General features: G+C 72.7%; 14 protein-coding genes and 1 pseudogene. 5 read left to right on the forward strand and 10 right to left on the reverse strand.

Features of this window, described 5'->3' with window-relative positions; genetic code table 11:
• Positions 1 to 13: 13 nt before the first annotated feature.
• Genes ABZ464_RS37385 through ABZ464_RS37405 form a run of 5 tightly spaced genes read right to left on the reverse strand, consistent with a single transcriptional unit; the run spans position 14 to position 6,254 of the window.
• Positions 14 to 241 (reverse strand): acyl carrier protein, encoded by a 228-nt coding sequence (locus ABZ464_RS37385; protein WP_359285073.1) that lies wholly within the window; start codon positions 239 to 241, stop codon positions 14 to 16.
• Positions 238 to 2,139 (reverse strand): HAD-IIIC family phosphatase, encoded by a 1,902-nt coding sequence (locus ABZ464_RS37390; RefSeq protein WP_359285075.1) that lies wholly within the window; start codon positions 2,137 to 2,139, stop codon positions 238 to 240. Before ABZ464_RS37390 ends, ABZ464_RS37385 begins: the two co-directional genes overlap by 4 nt.
• A complete protein-coding gene (locus ABZ464_RS37395; protein ID WP_359285078.1) occupies positions 2,136 to 3,173 on the reverse strand; it encodes a 3-oxoacyl-ACP synthase III family protein in 1,038 nt (345 codons plus the stop codon). Before ABZ464_RS37395 ends, ABZ464_RS37390 begins: the two co-directional genes overlap by 4 nt.
• A 26-nt stretch (positions 3,174 to 3,199) precedes the next feature.
• Entirely contained in the window at positions 3,200 to 3,607 is a 408-nt protein-coding gene (locus ABZ464_RS37400) for a hypothetical protein (RefSeq protein ID WP_359285081.1), read from the reverse strand.
• A 49-nt stretch (positions 3,608 to 3,656) separates the two neighbouring features.
• Positions 3,657 to 6,254 (reverse strand): RHS repeat protein, encoded by a 2,598-nt coding sequence (locus tag ABZ464_RS37405; RefSeq protein ID WP_359285084.1) that lies wholly within the window; start codon positions 6,252 to 6,254, stop codon positions 3,657 to 3,659.
• Between the two features lie 245 nt (positions 6,255 to 6,499).
• On the opposite strand from ABZ464_RS37405, the gene ABZ464_RS37410 reads away from it, so the two are divergent.
• The gene (locus ABZ464_RS37410; RefSeq protein ID WP_359285087.1) at positions 6,500 to 9,202 is read left to right on the forward strand and encodes an AAA family ATPase; all 2,703 of its coding nucleotides are present in this window, start codon (positions 6,500 to 6,502) and stop codon (positions 9,200 to 9,202) included.
• On the opposite strand, the gene ABZ464_RS37415 is transcribed toward ABZ464_RS37410, so the two are convergent.
• The 4 genes from ABZ464_RS37415 to ABZ464_RS37430 form a co-directional block, all read right to left on the reverse strand.
• Positions 9,102 to 9,773, reverse strand: a complete 672-nt coding sequence (locus tag ABZ464_RS37415) for a 4'-phosphopantetheinyl transferase superfamily protein (RefSeq protein WP_359285090.1) — start codon at positions 9,771 to 9,773, stop codon at positions 9,102 to 9,104. The two genes, ABZ464_RS37410 and ABZ464_RS37415, sit on opposite strands and share 101 nt — an antisense overlap.
• 88 nt (positions 9,774 to 9,861) lie before the next feature.
• Entirely contained in the window at positions 9,862 to 10,722 is an 861-nt protein-coding gene (locus ABZ464_RS37420) for a metallophosphoesterase (protein ID WP_359285093.1), read from the reverse strand.
• Positions 10,719 to 11,501 (reverse strand): alpha/beta fold hydrolase, encoded by a 783-nt coding sequence (locus tag ABZ464_RS37425; RefSeq protein WP_359285096.1) that lies wholly within the window; start codon positions 11,499 to 11,501, stop codon positions 10,719 to 10,721. The genes ABZ464_RS37420 and ABZ464_RS37425 overlap by 4 nt, the downstream gene beginning before the upstream one ends.
• A 1-nt stretch (position 11,502) precedes the next feature.
• The gene (locus ABZ464_RS37430; RefSeq protein ID WP_359285099.1) at positions 11,503 to 12,243 is read right to left on the reverse strand and encodes an AfsR/SARP family transcriptional regulator; all 741 of its coding nucleotides are present in this window, start codon (positions 12,241 to 12,243) and stop codon (positions 11,503 to 11,505) included.
• Between the two features lie 230 nt (positions 12,244 to 12,473).
• Here ABZ464_RS37430 and ABZ464_RS37435 point away from each other — a divergent pair, with 230 nt between their 5' ends.
• The 4 genes and pseudogenes from ABZ464_RS37435 (at position 12,474) to ABZ464_RS37450 (ending at position 14,062) form a co-directional block, all read left to right on the forward strand.
• The gene (locus ABZ464_RS37435) at positions 12,474 to 12,689 is read left to right on the forward strand and encodes a DUF6059 family protein (RefSeq protein ID WP_359285102.1); all 216 of its coding nucleotides are present in this window, start codon (positions 12,474 to 12,476) and stop codon (positions 12,687 to 12,689) included.
• A 47-nt stretch (positions 12,690 to 12,736) separates the two neighbouring features.
• Positions 12,737 to 12,910: a hypothetical protein gene (locus tag ABZ464_RS37440; RefSeq protein ID WP_359285104.1), complete on the forward strand. Its 174-nt coding sequence runs from the start codon at positions 12,737 to 12,739 to the stop codon at positions 12,908 to 12,910.
• A gap of 395 nt (positions 12,911 to 13,305) precedes the next feature.
• Positions 13,306 to 13,584: pseudogene (locus ABZ464_RS37445) on the forward strand (LLM class flavin-dependent oxidoreductase); the annotation flags it as partial.
• Complete coding sequence (locus tag ABZ464_RS37450; protein WP_359285107.1) at positions 13,580 to 14,062, forward strand: LLM class flavin-dependent oxidoreductase; 483 nt, start codon at positions 13,580 to 13,582, stop codon at positions 14,060 to 14,062. The pseudogene ABZ464_RS37445 and the gene ABZ464_RS37450, both read left to right, overlap by 5 nt.
• A gap of 809 nt (positions 14,063 to 14,871) precedes the next feature.
• Here ABZ464_RS37450 and ABZ464_RS37455 read toward each other — a convergent pair.
• Positions 14,872 to 15,489 carry a TetR/AcrR family transcriptional regulator gene (locus tag ABZ464_RS37455; protein ID WP_359285110.1) on the reverse strand — a complete coding sequence of 206 codons (618 nt, stop codon included), beginning with the start codon at positions 15,487 to 15,489 and terminating at the stop codon, positions 14,872 to 14,874.
• Positions 15,490 to 15,492: the final 3 nt, after the last annotated feature.

The raw sequence follows: 15,492 nt of genomic DNA on the forward strand, positions 1-15,492 counted from the left end.
ACGCGCGGCGCGCTCACGACGCGGTCGCCAGACGGTAGACGGCCTCCAGGGACGGCGCCTCCAAGACCTCGGCGAGCGCCAGCGGCCGACCCGTCTCCCGCTCCAGGATCGTGCACAGCGACAGCAGGTGCACCGAGTCCCACGACGGGACCGCGTCGAAGCCGAGGCCGATGTCGTCGGCGGTGACGGACAGGGCGAGTTCGTCGCGCAGCAGGGCCACGAAGTCGTCGATGGAATTCACGGGGTGTCGTTCCCTCCGGTTTCGGGCCGCAGCCTCGCGGTCAGACGGATGTGCTCCGGCGGCTCGGGCACCTGGGCCAGGTCGTGCCGGAACAGCTCCTTTGGCCCGTCCGCCGCGCCGGTCACGGCGGTGAATCCGGAGCGCGGGTAGAAGTCGGCCACCTTGCCGTTCTTCGCGCTCGGCACATAGCGGCCCACGACCTGACGGGCGCCCGTGTCCCGGGCATGCGCCAGCACGGCGGACAGGACCGCCTGCTCGATGCCGCGCGAGAACACCCGGCAGCTCAGCAGGAAGTTGTCGAGCCGTACCGTGTCGCCGTCGCGGTGCAGCAACACCGCGCCGACCAGGCCGTTGTCCCCGAACCTGTCGCCGGACGCGATCACCAGGACGTCCGCGTCGGGCGCCTGCGCGAGTGCCTGCACGTCGGCGGTCTGCAGCCGCTCGGTGGTCAGATTGAACTGGTTGGTGCGCAGCGTGATCTGGGAGACCCGGGCCAGCTGTGCGGCCGTGGCGGGCGCCACCGTCACCGTCACGCCCAGCTCCCTCAGATAGCCCTCCAGGGAGTCGAAGTCGTCCAGGAAGTCCCGGCGTGCCCGCTCCTCCTTGTACCGGGCGGGCCGCGCCCGGTCCTCGGCGGTCAGTTCCCGTACGTCGAACCAGCCGTCGCGCAGCAGGTCGCCGACGTGCCGGGCCGGTTCGTCGCCCACCGCGACCACGGCGACACCCGGCAACTCCCGGCGCACCAGACCGCGCTCGAAGGAGCTGTCGTCGACGAAGACGACGCTGTCCACGGACAGGTTCAGGTCCGCGGCCAGCTCCGTCAGGTTCTCGTGCTTGGGCCGCCAGTCGGCCCGCACCTGCACGAAGTCGCCCTCGCGCACAGCCAGTTCGGGGTGGTCGCGCAGTACCTTCACGACCGGCTCCAGGTCGTTCTTGCTGACCGCTGCCAGCAGCACGCCCTGCGCGGACAGCTGCCGGGCCACCCGCTGGAAGCGCTGGAACGCCTCCCCGCGATGGCCGCCCGCCACCTCGATGCCCTCCGGCCCTGCCTCGCCGAGGACGCCGCCCCACAGCGTGCCGTCCAGGTCGAGGGCGAGCACCTTCTTGCCGCCGCCCGCGAACTGGCGGAGCAGATGGCCCACTTCGCGCGCGTACGAGTCGAGCAGCTCCGGTGACAGATGCGCCTTGGCGTACACGCTCTGCCGTACGTCGCGGGCGGGCAGCCCCTCGGCGAGCAGCGGGTCCAGGTCCACGGTGACGGTCTGCGGCCACCGCTCGGGCAGCCGCAGCAGCCGCGCGTTGGCCTCCCGCCACGCGGCGCCGAGCCGGGCACGGGAGCGCAGGTCGACGAGTTGCGCGGTCAACTCCCGTGGCAGTGGAAGGGTGTTGAGGACGAGGGTGGCGCCGGGCGCGGCCCGCGCGAACACCTCCGCCGCCCGCTCCACCAGGTCGGCCTTCTGGGTGAGGACCCGCTCGGCGTCCTCGGCCGTCCACGGCAGCGGCAGCTCGTCGGCGACCAGGGCCGCGTCCAGGACGCACAGCACGAACGCCGGGCGGCGCGCGTACAGGGCGCTGTCCGGGGTGACGAGGTCGAAGACCCAGCTGTCGAAGTCCGACAGCGCCACCCGGGCGAGCAGCCCGTGCCGGGCGGCCTGCGCGGTGAGCGCGGGCGACAGCGCGGACAGGGTGCCGTGTCCGGTCACGGCGACGAGCGGCGCGGGGGTGTCCGGGTGGGCGGCCAGCACCTCGTCGGCGTCGAGCCGGGCCAGCAGATGGCCCGCACGGGCCAGGCCCGCGTCGTCGAGTTCCGCCAACAGGCCGCGCACGTGCGGGTAGTGGGCGGCGAGCAGGCCGTCGTGGTGCAGTGCGGCGAGTTCGGCCGCGGCGTCCCGGGTCACCGGGCGCTCCCCTCCAGCGCGAAGCCCGCCTTGAGCCACTTGCTGGACTCGATGGAGACACCCAACGCCCGCTCACCCGCGCCGAGTTGGGACAGGGCCTGCTCCAGCTGGAGGAAGACGATGGCGTTGCCGCAGTTGCCCGCGTCGTCGACCACCGAAACGTCGCGCGCCGCGGGCAGCGCGAGCCGGTCGCTGATCAGCCGGGTCATCCGGCCCGACAGCTGCGGCGGCAGCAGCAGGCCCACGTCCTCGGGGCGCCAGCCGGTGTCCGCGAGGAGTTCGTGGAGCACCTCCTCGGTCATCGGCGGCACGTGTTCCTCGATCGCCTTGTAGTCCTCGGTGGCGGCCGGCCGGTCGCTGTCCCGGTCGGCGGGCCCGAACCACTCCAGGACGGCGCCCGGTTCCCGGCCGAGCCCGACGAGCCGGGTGAACAGGGCCCGCACCGCCGCCGACCCGGGGCCCGGTTCGGCGGACACGACGGCGGCGCCCGCGGCGTCGCCGAACAGCACGAAGTTGACCAGCTCGGCCGGGTCCGCGCGGCGCAGGTCGGTCGTCACGTCGTAGAACCGGGCGATCACGTCACCGCCGAGAGCCAGCACCCTGCGGGCGGCGCCGCCGAGCACCAGCTGCCGGGCCACGTCGAGCGCCTGCACGGCGCCCGAGCAGCCCGACTGCAGCTGGAAACTGCGGACCTGGTCGATGCCGAGCCGGTCGGCGACCACGTTGACCGTGGCGGGCATCAGCCGGTCCGGGGTCGCGGTGCCCAGCACCACCGCGTCGATGTCGCCGGGTGCGAGGGCGGCCGCCTTGAGTGCCTTGCGGCCGGCCTCCTCCGCGAGGTCCGCGAGCGTACCGGTGAGCCGGCCGGACTCCAGGTCGAGGGCGAGATGCCGCGACCGGGTGCCGATGAACACCTCGACCCACTGCTCCCACAGCGCGTCCATGCCGAACCGCCGGGCCAGCGCCGCGTTGTCCACCGCCGGTCCCGGCAGCGCCGAGGCCGCCGACAGAATGTGCACGTCCTGCTGGGACATGTGCCGTTCCTCCTTGGGGGCCGCGACTAGTCGGAGAGCAGGATCCGTGCCTCGGCGGACGCCCGGACCCCGGTCATCCGCCACTTGCGGAAGCCGGTCAGACCCGCGTAACGGCCGCTCGTCCCGGTCGCCGGGTAGAACACCCACTCGCTGGTGCGCACGTCGTGGAAGTCGGCCCACCCCTCGGCGTGGATGGTGCCGTCCTCCAGGGTGATGTCCTCCGAGTAGTAGGTGAGCAGCCCGTCGTCGCCGGGGCGCACGTACTTGATCGTGAAGGTGCCGTGCGAGGTGCCGATGAGCGTGCCCGTCTCGTCGTACAGCTCGTCGTCGAAGGTGCCGCCCTGCCCGATCTGCGGGTCCTCCAGGTTGTGCACGTCGTCGACGACCTTGACGACGACTTCCTTGGGCACACGCAGCACGATCTGGTCCGCCATGGTGGCTGCCTTTCTCGATGGGTGAGGTGAGGAACGAGGAACCGGGGGTTCAGGGGGTGAACAGGGCGCGCCGCGCCCGCTGTCCGGCGACGCGCGGCTGCCGGTCGGGTGTCACACCGGGGCCGGTCACGTCGAACACGGCGGCGCCGGGCGTGCCCGGTCCCGGCGGGCGGGGGAAGAAGCCGCGCACGCCACCGCCGCGGGCCGCGACGGCCCACACGTCGTGCCGCGTCCACGTCCCGGTGTTCACCGGGTCGTTGTCCGCGAACGTGTACGGCGCGTACTGCAGCCCCGTCGGGTCGGGCTGCGTGAAGCGGCCCCAGAAGCCGTTGTAGAAGTGGTGGTCGAGCAGGTGGGCGCTGCGCAGCAGCTGGTAGGCGCCCCGGTAGCGGAAGGGGCAGGCCGCCGCGGCGTCGCCGGACGCCGTCACGGCGCCGTGCGGGGTGTGGCGGTAGCGGGCCGCGACGTGGCCGTCCTCGTCCAGCAGGGCGAGGACCGAGCCCTGCTGGTCGGTGACGGTCCAGTAGTGCCGGCCGTCCGCGGTGAGCACGGCGAGCAGCGTGCCGTCGGGGGCGCGCACGGCGTCGGTGGGCACCCCGTCGTCCAGGACCCGCCCGATGCCGAGCGGCGTGTACGCGAACACGTGCGTGACGGTGCGGCCGTCGAGCGCGGTCTCGGTGATCCGGCGCGGCATCTCCTGGCCGAGCGCGTCGTAGCGCATCTCGGCGACGAGCTGCCCGCCGAAGACGCCGGCCAGCGTCTGGTTCGTGGGGCTGTAGCTGAAGGAGCCGGTCGGGTTCACCTCGTCGGTGAAGTTGCCGGCGCCGTCGTAGCCGAACTCCGTCTCGCCGAACCGCACCACCTGGCCCGCCGCGTTGAGGGTGAAGTCGATCGAGCCCAGCCGCACCAGATGGTGCGCGTCGTCGTAGGAGTACGTGACGGCACCGGCCCGCACCAGCCGCTTCAGGCCGTCGTACGCGTACGCCGTCGTCTCGCCGTCGACGGTCGCGGAGCGCAGCACATCGGTGTCGGTGCCGTCCGGCCGCGCGTAGCCGTAGGCCGCGTGCAGCAGCTCCGTGCCGTCCCGGCCGCGCACGACCAGCGAGGTGCGGCGGCCCGACGCGTCGTAGCCGATCTCCTGCACGACCGTGCCGGCGTCGAGGCGGACGGGGCGGCCCGCCGCGTCGTGCGTGAGGCGGACGGTCCGGCCCGACGGGCCGGTGACGGCGGCCAGGGTGCCCGCCGCGTCGTAGGTGTAGCGGGTGGTGCCGCCCGCCGTCGTCAGGGACAGCGGGGCGCCCGCCGCGTCGTAGGTGAGCCGCACCTCCTCTCGGCCCGCGCCCTCGGTGCGGACCGCGGCGGCCAGGCGGCTGCCGGCCTGCGTGCGCACCCAGGTGAAGTCGTACGACCAGTCCGCGCCCGCCTTGCGGACCACGCGGCCCAGCGCGTCGTGGACCAGGGTGAGCAGGACGCCGCCCGAGTCCTCGTCCCGCACCTCGGTGAGCCGGCCCGACGCGTCGTACCGGTAACCGGTGCGCCGCCCGTTGCCCGCGGTGACCGCGGTGATCCGGGACAGGTCGTCGTGGTGGAAGACGGTGCGGCCCAGCGGCGCGGGCGGCGCGACCGCGGTGAGCAGGCCGTCCGCGTCGTACTCGAAGGCCGTCGTGTCGCCCTTGCCGTCGGTGAGGGAGAGCAGCCGGCCGTGGCCTGGGTCGTAGGTACGCCGGTCCAAGGCCTCGGCCCGGTCGGGCGCGCCGATGGTGACGAGGCGGCCCTGCGCGTCGTGGGCGAGGAGCAGCGTGTTGCCCGCCGGGTCGCGCAGCGCGGTCGGCCGTTCGGGATGGTCCGGATCGTCGTACGCGGCCGTGGAGCGCGCCGACGTCGGCAGCGTCAGCTCCGTCACCTGCCCCTGCGGGCCATGGGCGTAGCGGGTGGTGTGTCCGGTGGCGTCGGTGGCCGCCGTGAGCCGGCCGTGAGCGTCCCACGTCCAGCGGGCGAGCTCACCGGCCGGGCCGGTCACCGACAGCGGCCGGTCCTCGGCGTCGAAGGCGTGCACGGTGACCCGGCCCACGGCGTCGGTCACCGTGGCCCGCCCCGGCGCGTACCCGAACCGGACCCGGGCGGGCCCCTGCGGCCCCTCCCAGGCGATCTGTGCCACAGCGCCCGCCGGGTGGTAGGCGATGTCGACGGCGCCGCCGTCGGGCAGCAGCAGAGCGGCGAGCCGGCCCTCCGTGTCCCACCGGTAGCCGGTGTCGTGGCCGTCCGCGTCGGTGTGCCGCACCAGCCGCCCGTCCCCGTCGTACGCGAACGCAGCGGCTCGTGTGCCCAGCGGATCGAGCACTGCCGTGACCCGCCCGTCGGCGTCGCGCGCCAGCACCGCCCGGCGGTCGCGCGTGTCGGGGCCCGCGCAGTACGGCATCCAACCGGGTCCGAACCCGTCACCGGTGTCGTCGGGCCCGTCGGGCTTGCCGCCGCCGCGGTACTCGCCCACCACACGCAGTTCACCGCCGGGCGGGCCCGCCACGAACAGGTCCTGCCTGCGCAGCCCCAACTCGCCGGTGGGCAGGGCCACATGGAGTTCCTGCGTGTCTCCGAGAGGGAATCGCCACTGGACGGCATCGGTCAGGAGGTCGCAGGGCACGGTCACGGGTGGGCTCCTCGGTCCGGTTGGCGGAGCGCCAGCCTCACCCAGGGGTCTAAAGCTGTCCTAAGGGCCCCAACTCCCTTAGGCCGGGCGGCGGATGAATGATGTATGACACTCCTGTTACGCGTTGTTCGTCGCCGCGTGGCCCCCGTACGCTGGGTCGAGTCGAAGCTGTCCCGTGCACCGTCTCGGGTGCAACGCGCCCTTGAGACCGTGTCCGCGGGGCCCGGGGGAAAGGGACATCAGACTTGACCACCACCACGACCCGAATACGGACCGGCGCCCCGTTCACCGTGCGGAGCGCCGAACTGCAGCGGCTGCTCGCCGCGGTGGACCAGTGCGCGGTCCGCCGGGGCGGTGTCATGGAGGTCGGCGGTGACCCCGGCGCCGGCAAGACCCGGCTGCTGACCGCCCTCGCCCAGGAGGCCCCCGCCCGCGGCCTGACCGTGCTGCGCGGTACCGCCGCGGAGAGCTATGCGGACGTCCCCTTCCAGCCGTTCCTCGAAGCGTTCGGCAACTGGTTCCCCGGCCCGGGCGACCCCGCCCCGCACCCGGCCGCCGCCCTCGTGCGCGCCCTGGCCGACCCGCCCGCCGGACCCCGGCACACCGACTTCACCGGCCGCTGCCGCTTCTACGCGGAACTGCGCACCCTGCTCGCCGCCTGCGTCGCCGCCACCGACCGTGGACTGCTGTTGCTGCTCGACGACGCCCACTGGAGCGACATCGGCTCCGTCGAACTCCTCGACATGCTGGTGCGCTGGCCCGTCACCAGCGGACTGACCGTGGTCGTCGCGCACCGGCCGCGCCAGACCCCCGTTGCGCTGCGCGCCGTGCTGCAGCAGGGCGTCGAACTCGGCGCGGTCGAACCGGTGCGGCTCGAACCCGTGACCGTCACCCAGAGCGCGCACCTCCTCCAATGGGCAGGCCGAGCGGAGGAGTTGACCGCGCTGCACGCCCGCGCCGCGGGCAATCCCCTCTACCTCACGGCCCTCACCGAGACCGCCCCCGGCACCCCGGACACGGAAGCCGCGAGCACCCTGACGGCACGGCTGCTCACCGAGACGGCGCACCTCGACGACACCGAGCGGACCGCCCTGTACGCGGCGGCCGTCCTCGGCGACACCTTCGACGTCGACGGAGTCGCCGAGGTCGCCGCCCTCGACCGCGACGCCGCCTGCCGGGCGCTCGGCGCCCTGCGCCGCCGCGACCTCGTGCGAAGCGCCACCGCCGGCCATCTCGCCTTCCGGCACCCGCTGATCCGCCGCGCCCTGTACGCGGAGTCCGACGTCTGCTGGCGGGCCGGCGCCCACCGACGGGCCACGCACCGGCTCGCCGCGCTCGGCGCGCCGCCCGTCGAACTCGCCCCGCACATCGAGCGGGCCGGCGCCAGCCCCTCCCCGGCCGACCTCGCCGCCCTCGCCGAGGCCGCCCGCGCCGCCCTGCACCTGGGACGCGTGGACGACGCGGCGCACTGGCTGACCCGGACGCTCGGCACGACCGGCACGGCCCCCGACGGCACACCGGAGCTGTGGCGCTCCGTCGTCCGCGCGCTCGCCGCCCAGGGCGCGGTGGACAGTATCCGCGCCCTGGGCCGTGGCTACCTCGCGACCCCCGCGCCGGCGGCCGTCGACCGCGACGGCGACGTCGCCTTCCTGGCCACCGTCTACGGCGGGCTGGGCCACGCCGATGAGGCGCTGGGCCTGATCGCCGCCCACCTCTCGCGCGCTGACGGCACCGATCCCGCGCAGGCCGTGACGTTCCAGGTACAGCTGCGCCTGGTGCAGGTGCTCGCCGGATCGCTGCCGACCCGCTCCGACGTGGAGACCCTGGTGCGCGGCACCCGCGACGCCGACGCGACCACCGCCGGCGGTGCGCTCGCCCTGCACGGCATGTGCGCCGTGCTCACCGGCGACATCTGCACCGCGGAGGCCCGCCTCGACGCCGCCGCCCGACTCCTCACCTCCGTCGACACCGCAGCCGCACATCTGCCCGAACATCTGCTGACCCTCGGCTGGGCCGAGTCCCTCATGGGCCGGCACCAGGCGGCCCTCGGCCACATCGAGCGCGCCGTGCCGCTCGTAAGGGAGAACGGCGACAGCCACCTGCTGGCGCCGATGCTCAACACCCTGTCCTACACGCACTACCAGAGCGGCCGGATGGCCGACGCCCTCGACGCCGCCCAGGAGGCTCGCACCATCGGCCGGGCCATCGGCCGCACCGACCAGGCCGGTCTCGCCGAGGCCGTCATCTCGGCCGCCCTCGCCCAGTTGGGCGGCCCCGCCCAACTGGGTCGCGGCCCGGCCGCCGTCGGCCCCACCGAGCAGGTGCCGCGCACCCCGCTCAACGCGCTGCTGCACGCCGAGGCCGCCCTGGCCCGCGGCGATGGGGACCGCGCCCTGTCACAGCTGCTGCCGACCGGCGCCGCCTGGCGGGTGTCCGAACCGGTGCCCGTCCTCGCCGCCCGCGGCTACGAACTCCTCACCGCCGCCGCGCTGTTGAGCGCAGCACCCGACAAGGAGGCGGACATCGAGCAGTGGGCCGAGCATGCCGCCGAGGCCGCCGCCGGGATCGGACTTCCCGAGCAGAGCGGCCACGCCCTGCTGGCCCGCGGCCACCTCCTGGTCCGGCGCGGCCGGGCCGAGGAGGCGGCCCGCACCTACGAGGACGCGCTGGAACTCCTCGGCGGCGAGACCCCGGCGGGCGTGCGGGCCCGGCAGCTGGCGCGCCGTGCCAGGGCCGGGGCGGGGCGCGGCACCGCGCTGCTCGCCGATCTGACCGGGCGCGAGCGGGAGGTCGCGGACCTCGCGGGGCAGGGCTTCAAGTCCAAGGACATCGCCGAACGGCTGAGCGTCAGCCCCCGGACCGTGGACGTCCATCTGACGCGGATCTACAGCAAGTTGGGGGTCGACTCGAAGGCCGCGCTCGTCCGGCTGATGGCCTTCGCCGGCTGAGCGACGACAACGGCGGAGGCGAGCAGTCCGCCGGCCGCCGTCCAGCGTCCCTCGAACACGGCGACCGGCCGCCCGCCGACCACCGGCCCGGCACCAGGAGCCGGGCCCGGAACGTGCCCTGCCGGACCCCGGACGGCGGCACCGCGAAGACGATGTCCGCCTCCGGGAAGTCCAACAGCCGTCCGGTCAGCGGGAACCACACCTTGTATACGGCCTCCTTGGCGCTGAACAGCAACCGGTCCCAGGCGACCGAGGGCACGGCGGCGCGCAGCTGCGGCATCCGCGCCCGCTCCTCGTGCAGCGACACCGCCTCCGGCATGCCCGCGGGCAGCGGCAGATCGGGCTCCGCGTCGATGCCGAGCGCGGCGGTGTGCCGTACCCGCGCCACCGCCGCGGCCCGGTAGCCGGCGCGGTGCGTCATGCTCCCGACGATCCCGTCCGGCCACCGCGGCGCGCCACTGCGGCCCGGCAGCAGCGGCGGCCCGGCGAACCCGAACCGGGCCAGGGCCGTGCGCGCGCAGTGGCGTACCGTCGTGAACTCACGGCGCCGGGACTCCACGGCGTGTGCCATCAGCGGCTCCTCAGCCGGATGGGCCGGGCCTGCGGCGGGTCGCCGTACGCCTCCGCCACCTCCGTGCCCGGCGGCAGCAGCTCGCGGATCACCGTGGTCCTCCCCGCGGCGCGGGCAGGATACGGCGCGGTGCGCCGACCGGCCGGGCTCGGGTGCGCCACTCCCGTGGATAGCCCACGGACACCTCCTCGAAGCGGACCCCGTCGTGCCAGGTGGTGCGCGGAATGTGCAGATGCCCGTACACCACCGCCGCGGCCCGGTAGCGCAGGTGCCAGTCGCGGGTCGCCTCGGTGCCGCACCAGGCCGCGAAGTCGGGGTGGCGCAGGATCCGGGTGGGCTCGCGCACCAGCGGGAAGTGGTTCACCAGGACGGTCCGCACCTGCGGGTCCAGCGCGTCGAGGCGGGCCGCGGTCGCGTGGAGCCGAGCCCGGCACCAGGCGTCGAGCGACGGGTACGGGTCCGGGTGCAGCAGCGCTTCGTCGGCGGCCACCACCCCGTTGGCGTGCGCCCGCGCCAGGACCTCCCGCTTGGTGTGCGCGCCCGGCTGCCGGAACGTGTAGTCGTACAGCAGGAACAGCGGTGCCACGGTGACCGGGCCACCCTCGCCGTGCCACACCGGGTACGGGTCCTCGGGTGTGACGACCCCCAACTCCCGGCAGACATACACCAGATGGCGGTAGCGCTCCGCGCCGCGCAGCGTGACCGGATCGAGCCGGTGGGTCCACAGCTCGTGGTTGCCGGGCGCCCACACCACCTTCGCGAACCGCTTGCTCAGCAGCTCCAGCGCCCAGAAGACGTCCGAGACGATCTCCCCGGTGTCGCCCGCGACGATCAGCCAGTCGTCGTCGTGCTCGGGCCACAGGGCCTCGGTCACCGCACGGTTGTCGTCGAAGGCGACGTGCAGGTCACTGATGGCGAGCAGGCTGCCTCCGCCGGCTGCGCCGCTCACACCGGCGCGCCGGGCAGTCGCGACGCGACCAGTCGCGCCACGGCCGCCCACTGGTCGGCGAGGAAGAAGTGTCCGCCCTCGAACACCCCCAGCTCGAAGGTGCCGGTGGTGTGCCGAGCCCAGGCTGCGACGTCGTCGACGGACGCTTCCGTGTCACCGTCGCCGGCGAGCGCCACGACGGGACACGACAGCGGCGCCCCGGGCGTGCCCCGGTAGGCGGCGACGGCACGGTAGTCGGCCCGCAGCGCGGGCAGGATCAACTCCCTTACGCCTGCGTCGTCCAGGAGGCGTGTGCCGGTGCCGCCGAGCCGGCGGACCTTGTCGAGCAGCGCCCGGTCGTCGTCGAACGACTCGGTGCTCCGCCGCGGACGGGACGGGGCGCGGCGGCCGGAAACGAACAGCGCGCCCGGTCCGTCGCCGGAGTTCCGGGACAGCAGCGCTGCGGTCTCGTACGCCACCGAGGCGCCCATGCTGTGTCCGAGGAACGCCCAAGGGGCCGCGGTGACATGGGGGCTGTCCGCCAGGACCCCGGCGATCGTTTCGGCCAGCCGGTGCAGATCCTCGACGGCGGGCTCCCGGTGCCGGTCCTGACGGCCCGGGTACTGCACGGCCAGCACCTCCACCTGGGACGGCAGTGCCGCCGCGAGCGGCTGCCAGTACCCGGCGGCACCGCCCGCGTGCACGAAACAGAGCAGGGTGGCCGCCGTGTCGCGGCCGGGCCGGAGTCTGCGCAGCCAGCGGGCGTCCGCACCGGCCCGTACACCGGTTCCGAAGGCCATCTCAGCTCGCCAGCGGGAGGTCGAGGTGCCGGTCGGAGGTCAGGATCGCCTGGTGCATCCGGCGCAGCGAACGGCAGGGCTCCAGGCCGAGTTCGGCTCGCAGGACCCGCTGCGCGGACCGGTACACCTGCAGTGCCTCCGCCTGCCGCTCCGAGCGGTACAGCACCAGCATCAGCTGCCGGTAGAAGGACTCACGCAGCGGGAACTGGGTGATCAGCGACGACAGCAGGCTGATCACCTCCCGGTGATGGCCGAGTGCTGTGCGGGCGTCCACCATGAGTTCGAGGCACGCCAGCCGTTCCTCTTCGACCCAGGTGGAGAAGGAAGCCAGCACCGTACCCTCCGCTGTTCCCGTGCGCACCGGTCCGCGGATCAGTTCGAGCGCCCGATCGAGATCGGCGGAAGCCTGTTCGTAGCGCCCGGCGCGCTGGTGTTCGCGGCCGGTGCGCATCGCGTCCTGGAAGTCGTCCACGTCGAGCTCCGCGCTGCCTCGCTGCAGGAGGTAACCGGCGGATGTGGTCGCGATGGCACGCCCTTCGGCATCGCCGGCGGACATGAGGAACTTGCGCAACTGTGAGATATAGACATGCACGGCCGCTGCCGCACGGCGTGGCGGCCGCGTCCCCCACAACTCGGAGATCAACTGGTCCTTGGTGATGCTCCGACCAGCGCTCGAGAGCAGCAGGGCCAGGAGGGCCTCCATCTTGGGGGCACTCAAGGTGAAGTAGTCGCGGCCGTTCACCACTCGCAGCGGACCCAATAGTTCGTAGCGCATCGACACCTCGTGCGATCAGGGGAACTGAGTTGCGAGCTGTGTTCACAGTCGCGCATCAGGTGTCGTCGAGGCATCAGAGGTATTACGTACGTGACCGCGGTTGGCCGAGAACAGCCCTTGGCTGAGAGTCGATGTGAGACGGGACGCCAGCACTCGACTTTGGATCCGCTTAGGCCTTCCGGCGGAGACTGCTTCGCATGCGCTTCCTCGTCGCCCGTATGGTCCGCGCCGCATATGAGGCCCTGGTCGCCTTCGGATGGTTGTGGCTGGCCCTGCCCCCACCTCCTGTCGACGAGGCCGGCCCGCTGCTGGCCGGCCCACCGCGAGACCACCCGGAACGGCTGTGTCCGGGGAGCCCCCTGACGCCGATCGAACAAGCCTTGGAACGGGAACTGCAGGATCGCGCGCAGTGAGGTCCGCATGTTTGATCCTTCGCTGTCCCGCCACACATCTGTCTCCGATGGGACAGGGTGAGGTGGTGGAGCAGTTCGTCGCCCGGCTCCGCCGTCAGGCCGGCGCCAAGGCGCACCGCGAGAACTGCACACCGCTCACGGGCTGCGACAGCCACGCGATCACGCAGACCGCGCTGCGGCCCGACGCCCCGGCCACTGCGGTCACCGACGGGGCCTTGTGAACCCGGACAGCCCTTACGGATCCAGCTGGTCTCTGCCGTTCGAGCAATCGATCTCCCGGTCGACGTCGGGAGATCATGGAGTGCCCTGCTGTGAGGCCACATCGTCGAGCATGTCCTTGAGTTCCTCGAAATCCCGCTCGTCACCGCCGCGGCAAGGCGGACCCGCCAGACGTCCATGAACGGGTCCGCGCGAATTCCCAGTGATTCGCGACGGAGCGTCAGCGCATAAATGCTTACAGTGGCTTCGAGTCCGGGTGGTCTGGAGGAGAAAGCCCCCTCCAGACAACCGACTTGTAGCTCTAGAAGAACCCAAGTTTCTTTGGACTGTATGAACCAGAAGGTTCTTCGTCTGCTGGTGGTACACGCTCACCGTCGCCTCTGACCTGCGACAAAGGGTGGAATCGTCTGCACTGAGCCGAGGTGGTCCGCACCTGGTCCGGATCTTGGTCCGTGATCTGTGGTGTTGGCGTGCGAGTCCTGCGGTACGACATGGCACAGGTTGTAGAGACCGTCCGTGGGCGTCCGGGCGGCACATCGCCCGCAAGTTCGTCTGCCTGGACCACCTCTCGGGCGGCCGCGCGGGCTGGAACGTGGTCACCTCCGTCGTACCGCTGGAAGCGGCGAACTTCGGCTACGACCGCCATCTGGACCACGAGCTGCGCTACGGCCGTGCGGACGAGTTCGTGCAGGTCGTCAAGGCGCTCTGGGACAGCTTCGACGACAGGGTGGTCGTACGGGACAAGGCGACCGGCCGCTACTACGAACGCCGGACTGCACACCCCGCACCACCGCGGCGAGCACTTCGCCGTCCGCGGGCCCCTGAACATCGCCCGCCCGCCCCAGGGCCATCCCGTGGTCTTCCAGGCCGGATCCTCCGACACCGGACGGGAGTTCGCGGCCCGGCCCGGCGAGATCCTCTTCACTACCCAGCACGACCTGGGCGCCGCGCAGTCCTTCCACGCCGACATCAAGGCGCGAGCGGCCGCCCAGGGCCGCCGCGACCCCGCCCATGTCCTCGTCTGGCCGGGCCTCTCCCCGCTCGTCGCATCCACCGAGACGGAGGCGCGACGACGGCTGGCCGAGCTTCAGGACCTCATCCACGACGACGTCGCCCGCCAGCTCGTACAGGACAACATCGGCGACCCGGCCTGACCGACCACCCGGTGGACGGTCCGCTGCCGGACCAACCGCAGCAAGTCGCGCCGGGATCTGCTACTGAAGCTCGCCCACGACGAGAAGTTGATGATACGTCAGCTCGCGCACCGGTTCGCCGCGGGCTCCGCCGTCGCCGGCGCACCCAAGTAGATCGCCACCAAGGCCGAAGGAGCGGGAGGCACCATCGGTCTGGCTGTGGGTCTTCGAAAACCGGTGCGGCCCCCGTGCCACGGACCGGTCGGGTACTCCGACGCCAGGAACCGGATGCCGAGCATCTGCTCCAGGCCGGCCTCGACCCGCCGCCGCAGCGCCACCGTCGAACCCCGCAACTCGACGTCCCGGCCATCGGAACAGCTTCGCTACTGCCCTTGCAGCCTGAGCGCGTGAACATGTCCCGCCTGGAACCTCATGGCCCGGACTCAGCCTCGGAGGAAGATCCCCGAGGGCGCAGGGAGAAGGAGTTCCAGATCCCGGCGCGCCGGCTCGGCGATGGGCCCGTCTCCGCAGGCGAGGGGAGCAGATCGAGCTCGACCAGCAGGACGCGGCGATCAATGTTGGGCAAGGAGTCGGACCGATCTGCCGCCGACGAGCGGTACGAGGAGGCCGGGCCCTCGATAGCCCTGGGAGACATGATCGTCGCGCATCAAGGCGCTCAGTTCTTCTACTGCCGTTGACCATTCGATGAGGTCGTCGCGGGACACGCCTACTGGAGACTCAACGTCGGGTCGATCCCTCGCGTCGGAGCCGGTGACGGGGCGGGTGCGGAGGCGCTGGAGCTTGTCGCGCGAGAGGCGGCCGCGGTGCCCTCAACCTTGCGGTGACGCCTCGCCGTTCCCCTCGAACAGCAGCCGTACGAAGTCGGTGACCGGCCCGACGATGTCGAGTTCCTGGTCGAGGATCCACTGCAACTGGAGTCCGTTGAGCACTGCCTGGAAGAGGATCGCGGCGCTTTCGGGCGAAACGCCCTTGCGGAGGCCGGCGCGGGAGGCCTCGTCGGGGAACCCGTCCGTGAACTGGGCCCGGCTGCGTTCGTAGCGGTCGACGAAGTACGCGTGCGCGGGGTGATCCGGTCGGGAGGCCGCGGCCGCGAGCTCTATCCACAGCCGCATCAACTCGGGGGCCTCCTGGTGGCGGTGGATCAGCTCGGCGAGGTAGGGCCCGAGGCGGTCGGTGCTGTCGACCTCCTCCACGCCGTGCTGCCACTCCTCGGAGTCGCGGTCGGCGAGCACCTCGGCGAGTAGTTCGTCCTTGTTGCGGAAGTGGTGCAGGAGCCCGGCGTGGGTGATGCCTGCCCGTTCCGCGATGTCGCGCAGGGAGGCGTTGGCATAACCGCGCTCGGCGAAGCTGTCGCGCGCCGCGCGTACGATCTCGGCTCTGCGGGCCGGTGTCTTCGCGTACGGCCCCCGTGCCTTTGCCTGACTCACGGT

This window comes from Streptomyces sp. NPDC005820, from assembly GCF_040630255.1.
Lineage (GTDB): Bacteria > Actinomycetota > Actinomycetes > Streptomycetales > Streptomycetaceae > Streptomyces.